10 protein-coding genes and 1 pseudogene are annotated in these 8,993 nt (G+C 62.9%); 8 read left to right on the forward strand and 3 right to left on the reverse strand.

Annotated elements, in window-relative coordinates; all coding sequences use genetic code 11:
* From sufC to sufA, 5 genes and pseudogenes are all read left to right on the forward strand, one after another.
* Positions 1–328: pseudogene (gene sufC, locus ACXJ7R_RS17600) on the forward strand (Fe-S cluster assembly ATPase SufC); the annotation flags it as partial.
* A gap of 25 nt (positions 329–353) precedes the next feature.
* Positions 354–1,622, forward strand: coding sequence for a Fe-S cluster assembly protein SufD (gene sufD, locus ACXJ7R_RS17605; RefSeq protein ID WP_457152950.1), 1,269 nt, complete (start codon positions 354–356; stop codon positions 1,620–1,622).
* A 105-nt stretch (positions 1,623–1,727) separates the two neighbouring features.
* Complete coding sequence (locus ACXJ7R_RS17610; RefSeq protein WP_457152951.1) at positions 1,728–2,969, forward strand: cysteine desulfurase; 1,242 nt, start codon at positions 1,728–1,730, stop codon at positions 2,967–2,969.
* Positions 2,970–2,974: 5 nt separating this feature from the next.
* Positions 2,975–3,367 carry an SUF system Fe-S cluster assembly protein gene (locus ACXJ7R_RS17615; RefSeq protein WP_095085383.1) on the forward strand — a complete coding sequence of 131 codons (393 nt, stop codon included), beginning with the start codon at positions 2,975–2,977 and terminating at the stop codon, positions 3,365–3,367.
* A gap of 110 nt (positions 3,368–3,477) precedes the next feature.
* Positions 3,478–3,858, forward strand: coding sequence for a Fe-S cluster assembly scaffold SufA (gene sufA, locus ACXJ7R_RS17620; RefSeq protein WP_013532156.1), 381 nt, complete (start codon positions 3,478–3,480; stop codon positions 3,856–3,858).
* Positions 3,859–3,893: 35 nt separating this feature from the next.
* On the opposite strand, the gene ACXJ7R_RS17625 is transcribed toward sufA, so the two are convergent.
* Positions 3,894–4,391, reverse strand: a complete 498-nt coding sequence (locus ACXJ7R_RS17625) for a GFA family protein (RefSeq protein ID WP_457152952.1) — start codon at positions 4,389–4,391, stop codon at positions 3,894–3,896.
* A 90-nt stretch (positions 4,392–4,481) separates the two neighbouring features.
* Between ACXJ7R_RS17625 and ACXJ7R_RS17630 the strand changes: the two genes are divergently transcribed.
* Positions 4,482–4,805 carry a TfoX/Sxy family protein gene (locus ACXJ7R_RS17630; protein ID WP_457152953.1) on the forward strand — a complete coding sequence of 108 codons (324 nt, stop codon included), beginning with the start codon at positions 4,482–4,484 and terminating at the stop codon, positions 4,803–4,805.
* 232 nt (positions 4,806–5,037) lie between these two features.
* Here ACXJ7R_RS17630 and ACXJ7R_RS17635 read toward each other — a convergent pair whose 3' ends face one another.
* Both ACXJ7R_RS17635 and ACXJ7R_RS17640 read right to left on the reverse strand, forming a co-directional pair.
* The gene (locus ACXJ7R_RS17635) at positions 5,038–5,955 is read right to left on the reverse strand and encodes a pseudouridine-5'-phosphate glycosidase (RefSeq protein ID WP_457152954.1); all 918 of its coding nucleotides are present in this window, start codon (positions 5,953–5,955) and stop codon (positions 5,038–5,040) included.
* Between the two features lie 75 nt (positions 5,956–6,030).
* Entirely contained in the window at positions 6,031–6,975 is a 945-nt protein-coding gene (locus ACXJ7R_RS17640) for a carbohydrate kinase family protein (RefSeq protein WP_457152955.1), read from the reverse strand.
* 281 nt (positions 6,976–7,256) lie between these two features.
* Between ACXJ7R_RS17640 and recA the strand changes: the two genes are divergently transcribed.
* A complete protein-coding gene (gene recA, locus ACXJ7R_RS17645) occupies positions 7,257–8,354 on the forward strand; it encodes a recombinase RecA (protein ID WP_457152956.1) in 1,098 nt (365 codons plus the stop codon).
* Between the two features lie 391 nt (positions 8,355–8,745).
* Positions 8,746–8,993 (forward strand): alanine--tRNA ligase-related protein (locus ACXJ7R_RS17650; protein ID WP_457152957.1); only part of this gene is annotated, 248 nt, incomplete at its 3' end.

The raw sequence follows: 8,993 nt of genomic DNA on the forward strand, positions 1-8,993 counted from the left end.
GCTCAATGTCGGCTTCTCCGGCGGCGAGAAGAAGCGCGCCGAGATCCTGCAGATGAAGCTGCTGGAGCCGAAACTCTGCGTGCTCGACGAGACCGATTCCGGCCTCGATATCGATGCGCTGAAGATCGTTTCCGACGGCGTCAACGCGTTGCGCGCGCCCGACCGTGCGTTCCTGGTCATCACCCACTACCAGCGCCTGCTCGAACACATCGTGCCTGACTCGGTGCACGTGCTCTACAGGGGCCAGGTTATCAAGTCCGGCGACAAGTCGCTGGCGCTCGATCTGGAAGCCAATGGCTATGCCGGTGTGATCGGCGAAGCCGCGTGAGATGCCAGAAGGCAAGGTCAAACTGATGAATATGCACACTCAGCCCCAGCGGACACCGGCCGAAACAGCGTTGATCGACGCGTTCGGCGACCGGCTGTCGCTGCTGCCGGGCGACGGCGCGGTGATGCTCAAGCGCGACGACGCCATCGAAGCGATCAAGCACGGCCTGCCGACACGGCGTATCGAATCCTGGCACTACACCGATCTGCGCCGCCTGTTGAACGCGGTGCCGGACTTCGATCCGGCCGCCATGGCCAAGGCTGTTGCACCGATCGTGGAAGGCTCCGCCGTGCTGGCGATCCTGAACGGCAAGTCCGACGCGAAGACGCCGGCCGTCGAAGGCGTCACCGTGCAGCGCCTGTCGGAAAAACTGACCGACGGCAGTATCGCGCCCGGGCTCGATCCCTATGGCAGCGATGACGCCATCGGCGCGCTGAACACCGCCTTCGTCGCCGACGGTTACTTTGTCGACATCGCCGACGGCGCCGAACTGGAAAAGCCGATCGAACTGCAGAACCTGCAGGCCGGCGGCCAGACCCATGTGCGCCTCATGGCGCGCGTCGGCGCTGGCGCCAAGGCCGTTATCGTCGAGCGTCAGGCCGGCGAGGGCGCGGCACTGACGAGCTCGGTCAGCCAGCTCGTGCTCGGCGAAGGCGCCGAGGTGACGTGGCTGATCGTCCAGGAGCAGCCGGAGACGGCAACGCATCTGGCGCAGTTCAAGGCCCATATCGGCAAGAACGCGAAACTGACGCTGTTCGTCATGAATGCCGGCGGCAAGCTTGTGCGCCAGGAGATCATGGTCAGGACGACCGGCGAAGGCGGCGACTTCACCCTGCGCGGCATCAACCTTCTGGCCGGCGACACCCACACCGACGTGACCATGGTGCTCGACCACACCGTGCCGCACACGGCCTCGACGGAAGTGATCCGCAACGTGGTGACGGGCAAGGCGCGCGGCGTTTTCCAGGGCCGTATCAACGTCCACCAATATGCGCAGAAGACCAACGCCAAGATGGCCTGCAACACGCTGCTGCTGTCGGACGATGGCGAGTTCTCGACCAAGCCGGAGCTTGAAATCTTCGCCGACGACGTCGTCTGCGGTCATGGCGCGACGGTCACCGAAATCGACCACGATCACCTGTTCTACCTGATGGCGCGCGGCGTCGACGAGAAGACCGCTCGCGGCCTTCTGGTCAAAGCCTTCGTCGCCGAGGTGATCGAGGAACTGGACGACGAGACGATCGTCGACGCGCTCGAAGCGAAGCTCGACGACTGGTTTGTGACACACGGGTAAGCTCCCTCCCTTCTCCCCTTGTGGGAGAAGGTGGATTGGCGCGAAGCGCCAAGACGGATCAGGGGTGCTGGAAGGAACGCGGCCTAGAGCGGCAAGGACTTCGAAATGGACCAGAAAGTCGAAAACATCCCCTACGACGTCGAGGCGATCCGCCGCGACTTCCCGATCCTGTCGCGCGAGGTCTACGGCAAACCGCTGGTCTACCTCGACAATGGTGCCTCGGCGCAGAAGCCGCAGGTGGTGCTCGACACCATCCAGCATGCCTATTCCCAGGAATACGCCAACGTCCATCGCGGCCTGCATTTCCTATCMAATGCCGCGACCGACGCCTATGAAAAGGCGCGCGAGACGGTGCGCCGTTTCCTCAATGCACCAAGCACCGACAACATCGTCTTCACCTCGAACACGACCTCGGCCATCAACACCGTCGCCTATGGCTATGGCATGCCCAACATCGGCGAGGGCGACGAGATCGTGCTGTCGATCATGGAGCATCACTCCAACATCGTGCCTTGGCATTTCATCCGCGAGCGGCAGGGCGCCAAACTGGTCTGGGTGCCGGTCGACGATGTCGGCGTCTTCCACATCGAGGAGTTCGAGAAGCGGCTGACAGATCGCACCAAGCTGGTCGCCATCACCCAGATGTCGAATGCGCTGGGCACGGTGACGCCGATCAAGGAGATCGTGCGCATTGCGCATGCGCGTGGAATTCCCGTCCTCGTCGACGGCAGCCAGAGCGCCGTGCACATGGCCGTAGACGTGCAGGATCTCGACTGCGATTTCTTCGTCTTCACTGGCCACAAGGTCTACGGTCCGTCGGGTATCGGCGTGCTCTACGGCAAGAAGGACATTCTCTCTGGCATGCGGCCGTTCATGGGCGGCGGCGAGATGATCGAGGAGGTGACGGAGGACATCGTCACCTACAACGAGCCGCCGCACCGCTTCGAGGCTGGCACGCCACCGATCGTGCAGGCGATCGGGCTGGGCGCGGCACTCGACTATATGGAAAAAATCGGCCGCGAGCGCATCGCAGCGCACGAGGAAGACCTCAAGGCCTATGCGCATGAGCGCCTGCGCGCCATCAACTCGCTGCGCATCTTCGGCGACGCGCCCGGCAAGGGCGCCATCATCTCCTTCGAACTGCAGGGCATTCACGCCCATGACGTGTCGATGGTGATAGACAGGCAAGGCGTTGCCGTGCGCGCCGGCACGCATTGCGCCCAGCCGCTGTTGAAACGCTTTGGCGTAACCTCCACATGCAGGGCATCGTTCGGCATGTATAATACCAGGGCCGAAGTCGACGCTTTGGCCGAGGCGCTTGAAAAAGCGCGCAAGTTTTTTGGGTGACGACCATGGATGATGTGAGCATCGCTGCCGAAACCACGCCGGAAGCCGCCGCCAACAGCGTGGTGTCTGCTTCGACCATTCCCGCCGACGAATTGGCGCGGCTGACCGACGACATCGTCTCGGCGCTGAAGACGGTCTACGACCCGGAAATCCCGGCCGACATCTACGAGCTTGGCCTCGTCTACAAGATCGACATCGAGGACGACCGCTCCGTCAAGATCGACATGACGCTGACTGCGCCGGGTTGCCCGGTCGCCGGCGAAATGCCCGGCTGGGTGGAAAATGCAGTCGGCGCCGTCGAAGGCGTGTCCGGCGTCGAGGTCAACATGACCTTCGACCCGCCCTGGTCGCCCGACCGCATGTCGGAAGAGGCGCAGGTCGCGGTGGGCTGGTACTAGCGTCGAGCCTCACAAGGTTGGCGCCCTTGCGCCAATGGTAAAACTTCACCATTTTAGGTGAGGAATCGTTCGGCAGGCCTTGAACCTGCACGGAATGGAGAAAGAAAAGTATGGGACGCTTTGCCGTCATCACGATGACCGAAAAGGCCGCTGACCGGGTGCGCGAGATCGTCGCCACCCGCGACAATGCGCATGGCATTCGCCTCGGCATCAAGAAGGGCGGCTGCGCCGGCATGGAGTACACGGTCGATCTGGTGACCGAACCCAACACCAAGGACGACCATATCGAGCGTGATGGCGCCCATGTCTATGTGGCGCCCGAGGCTGCCCTTTTCCTGTTCGGCACCGAGATGGATTTCGAGCAGACGACGCTTCGTACCGGTTTCACCTTCCACAACCCGAACCAGAGTTCGGCCTGCGGCTGCGGCGAATCCGTCGAGCTGAAGCCGGCTGATCTGAAGGCTCTCGCGGAAGCACGCGCCTCGGCCTGAGATTTCCTCACCTCCCCGTACGCGGGCGAAGAGCCTCACTCCACCCACATGCCCGTTCGCTTGTGCCAGTCGGCGATGGATTCCTCCGGATAGACGTCGAACGTCTTGTCGCCCTTGCCGATCACGGGTTCGACCCAGTTGGCCTTGTATTTCAGCATCAGATGCACCCGGGTCGGCGGCTCCGGCAGGTCGGTGTCGATCGCCGAGGCAAAGGGATGCACCAACTCCGGCCAAGTGGGGTCGTAGAGCCACAGTGCCGACCCGCATTTGCGACAGAAATTGCGCTCGCCGGTCGATATCTCGCACCGCGGACGCTCGTCGTCTTCGATCTCGGCCCGGTAGACGCCGAGGTTTCGTTTACCTTTGATATTCAGGGTCTCGTTGTCGGCCCCGAGATTGATGGCGAAGCCGCCGCCGCCTTGCTGCTTGCGGCATATCGAGCAGTAGCACAGCATGAACGGCGCCGGCGTGTGGCTCTCCACCTCGAAACGAACGGCATTGCAGCGGCAGGACCCCTTGAGCAGAAGCGGCATGACAAAACGACTCCGACGGATGTTCTCAATCTGTCAGCATGATCTTGGTTGCGCGATGACAATGTCAAATGCCGGTGACATGATCGCGGCATGGACAATGAACGCATCGCCGAACTGTTCGAGGGCCTCGGTCCGGTCAGCATCCGCAAACTGTTCGGCGGCAAGGGCATCTATTTCGACGGTGTCATCATCGCCGTCGTGCTGCGCGGCGAACTGATGCTGAAGGCCGACGAGCAAAGCGCGCCGGACTTCGAGGCAGCAGGCTGCCGGCAGTGGACCTATACCGGCTCCCGCCACGGCAAGCTCGTCTCGATGCCCTACTGGAACATTCCCGACAGCGCTTTTGATGATCCCGACGAGATGACGCTCTGGGCACGCCGCGCCTATGAGGCAGGACGGCGGGTGGGGAAATGACTGGTGACTTTGGTGCGTTGCGGCTGTGCAGGGTTGGAAACGCCGGCGGGACAGCACCCCCCTCTGTCCTGCCGGACATCTCCCGCGCAAGGAGGGAGATTGGCAGCTCAACCGCTGGCTCTCGCTTTCAACATTGATGATTGGCGAAAGCCGATGTGACATCCGATCTCCCYCCTTGCGGGGGRGATGTCCGGCAGGACAGAGGGGGGTGTGAAGGAACTCGGCAGTCGCTTTAAAGCGCCTTCGCGATCCTCGCCGCCAGCCTTGCGTTGTTTTCGACCAGCGCGATGTTGGTCTTCAGGCTCCGGCCGCCCGTGAGTTCCAGGATTTTCGACAGCAGGAACGGCGTCACCGCCTTGCCGGTCACGTTGAGCGCTTCGGCGGCCTTCTGCGCGGCCTCGATATAGCCGGCCATCTCTGCGGCGGGGATTTCGTCGTTTTCGGGCACCGGATTGGCGATCAGCATGCCGCCGGCGAGCCCCAGTGCCTGCCGGGTCTGGTAGAAATGCGCGATCTCTTCCGGTCGGTGCAAGGTCAGCGGCGCGCGGAAGGGCGAATGCCGCGACCAGAAGGCCGGCATCGTCTCGCAGCCATGGCCGACCACAGGCACCCCGCGCGTCTCCAGCACTTCCAGCGTCTTTTCGATGTCGAGGATGGCCTTGGCGCCGGCCGACACGACGATGACCGGCGTGCGCGCCAGCTCGTCGAGATCGGCGGAAATGTCGAAACTCTTTTCCGCCCCCTTGTGCACGCCGCCGATGCCGCCGGTGGCGAACACCTTGATGCCGACCATATGCGCCGCGATCATCGTTGCGGCGACGGTGGTGCCGCCCGTGCGCCCTTGCGCCACCGCGAAGCCGAGGTCGGCGCGCGACAGCTTCATGGCGTCGCCGGTCATGGCGAGGGATTCGCGCTCGCCGTCCGAAAGCCCGATCTTGATGCGCCCGCCAACCACGGCGATCGTGGCCGGCACGGCGCCGCCGTCGCTGATGATCTTTTCGACATCCGCCGCCATGGCGCCATTGTCGGGGTAGGGCATGCCATGGGTGATGATGGTGCTTTCCAGCGCCACCACCGGCCGCCCGGCGGCCAAGGCCTGTGCAACCGGCGCATGGATATCGATGAAGGGACGGGCGGTTTCTGGTGTCATCCTGATCTCCAATCCGGAGCGATGCGCCTCCACTTGGACGCGCGGAAACACTCCGGCACTATGAACTGGCCGGTCTCATGCCACTTCCTGCGCATCCGGCACAAGAGCCAGTGCCTCGGTGAAATCAGCAGCGGTGAAATCGGGAACGGCGTCGGCGCTTTCGATGGCCAGCGTCGCCGCGGCAATGCCTTCGCGCAGGGCCGCGCGCAACGGCATGCCGCGAAGCGAGGCAGCGACCGTCGCTCCCGCCAGCGCATCGCCGGCGCCGGTGACGTCGGTGACCTTTCTTGGCGTCGGCGGCAGGATCGAGAAGGCGCCGGCTTCATCGAAGCCCAGCATCGGAGCGCCGCCCGCTGTCACCACGCCGCTTTTGAGCCCGGCACGTTTCAGCCCGTCGACGATGTCCTGCCCGGAGGCCGCACTGTCCAGGCCGGCAAGTGCGACCGCCTCGCGCTGGTTCATGAAGACGACGGCCAGATTGCCGAGCACCGGCCTCAGGCGCACGATCTTGGCCGGCGAAATGGCAATGGCGAAGACGGGTTTGCCGGCGGCGAGTGCCACGAGCCTCTCTAGCGCCGCCGTCGGCAGGTTGGCGTCGCAGAAGACGGCATCGGCGGCAGCGATGACCTCGCGCACCTTGGAGCGCCTGACCTGCTTGGGAAACGCCAGCTCATAGAGCGCCATGTCGGCAAAGCCGACGATCAGCTCGCCGTCGCTGTCGATCAGCGCCGTATAGCTTGGCGTCGTGCGATCGAGGAACACCGCCGACAGGTCGGCAATCCCGGCTTTGGCGATGGCCCGTGAAACCGTATCGGCGGCGGCATCGCCGCCGCGCACCGACAGCAGCGAGGCCGAGACGCCGCGCCGGACCGCGCTGCGCAACGCATTGAAGACACCACCGCCAACATCCTCGCGCATCGTGCCCGGATTGGACGCAGCCGGCACGTAAGCGCCGGACACCTGCCCACGGCGGTCGATATGGGCGCCGCCCACGGCCAGGATTCTTGGAGATTTCACCATGCCGGCGATATGACCTTTGTTATTCCAGCCGCACAAGCGCTACGCTAAGTGACGAAGCTTCGCATGCGGGGCGGCGATTCGGCAGATCGAAACAATCGAGCCGACTGGCCCAATGCGAGGTGCGCTCCTGATGTGATTCTTGGGACAAAAAAAGAACAAATCCGGATATTGATTGCCTTTCAGATACTTGAACCCTCTTGCCAAACGAGAACAAAAAAGGTACAAATAGGCAGGGATTACGGATTGTCCGGCCTTCATTGACGACCAAGGGGTGATGTATCATGGCTCAGAATTCTTTGCGGCTGGTAGAGGACAAAGCGGTGGACAAATCAAAGGCTCTGGATGCGGCGCTGTCGCAAATCGAGCGGGCTTTCGGCAAGGGCTCGATCATGCGGCTCGGCGCGAACGAGCAGGTCGTCGAGATTGAAACCGTGCCGACCGGCTCGCTTGGCCTCGACATCGCGCTTGGCGTCGGTGGCCTGCCGCGCGGCCGCATCATCGAAATCTACGGGCCGGAAAGCTCGGGCAAGACGACGCTGGCGCTGCACACTGTTGCGGAAGCCCAGAAGAAGGGCGGCATCTGCGCCTTCGTCGATGCCGAGCATGCGCTCGATCCGGTCTATGCCCGCAAGCTTGGCGTCGATCTGGAAAACCTTCTGATCTCGCAGCCCGACACGGGTGAGCAGGCGCTGGAAATCTGCGACACGCTGGTGCGCTCCGGTGCCATCGACGTGCTGGTGGTCGATTCGGTCGCGGCGCTGACGCCACGCGCCGAAATCGAAGGCGAGATGGGCGATTCGCTGCCCGGCCTGCAGGCCCGCCTGATGAGCCAGGCGCTGCGCAAGCTGACCGCCTCGATCTCGCGCTCCAACACCATGGTCATCTTCATCAACCAGATCCGCATGAAGATCGGCGTCATGTTCGGTTCGCCCGAGACCACGACGGGCGGCAACGCGCTGAAATTCTACGCCTCGGTCCGCCTCGACATCCGCCGCATTGGCTCGGTCAAGGACCGCGACGAGGTCGTCGGCAACCAGACTCGTGTCAAGGTGGTCAAGAACAAGCTGGYGCCGCCCTTCAAGGTGGTCGAGTTCGACATCATGTATGGCGAGGGCGTATCCAAGACCGGCGAACTGGTCGACCTCGGGGTCAAGGCCGGCGTGGTCGAGAAGTCGGGCGCCTGGTTCTCCTACAATTCGCAGCGTCTCGGCCAGGGCCGCGAGAATGCCAAGCTGTTCCTGCGCGACAATCCCGACACGGCGCGCGAGATCGAACTGGCGCTCAGGCAGAATGCCGGGTTGATCGCCGAGAAATTCCTCGAGAATGGCGGCGCCGAGAGCGGCGACGACGGCTTCGAGGAGGAATCCGGCGCGATGTAACAACTTCGTGCACAGGATGCCGGCCGAAGATCGGCCATAATCCTGTTCTATTATCTCAAGCTTATGTAATTGAGTTCAGTGTTTTTTGCGTTCCAAACCGCCGGCTTTCGAGCCGGCGGTTTTTCGTTTTGCGGCCGGCGTCGATGGTCGGCAAGCGCGCGATTTGGACCAATTCCGTGTTTCTGGACAGGGTGCGGTGCGACCGCTAAAAGGCCAAGTCTATTTTTTGTGGATGTCGCCCAAAAGTGCGCAGCGGTTTTGGGACAACGACATGCATGGAAGCAAAAACTTGAAGCGCATCGACTGAATCCGTTTTCAGCGCGACGCGCTTTGAGACCCAGAGCCCATTTTCCGCCGGTTTGCCGGCGGTTTTCTCGAAAAGGCAGCATTCATGAGTGGCGTGAACGAGATCCGGTCGACTTTTCTCGACTACTTCCGCAAGGAGGGTCACGAGATCGTCGCGTCGAGCCCGCTGGTGCCGCGCAACGATCCGACGCTGATGTTCACCAACGCCGGCATGGTGCAGTTCAAGAACGTCTTCACCGGCTTGGAGAAGCGGGCCTATTCGCGCGCCTCGACCGCGCAGAAGAGCGTTCGCGCCGGCGGCAAGCACAACGACCTCGACAATGTCGGCTACAC

The sequence above is a fragment of the Mesorhizobium sp. P5_C1 genome, assembly GCF_054049815.1.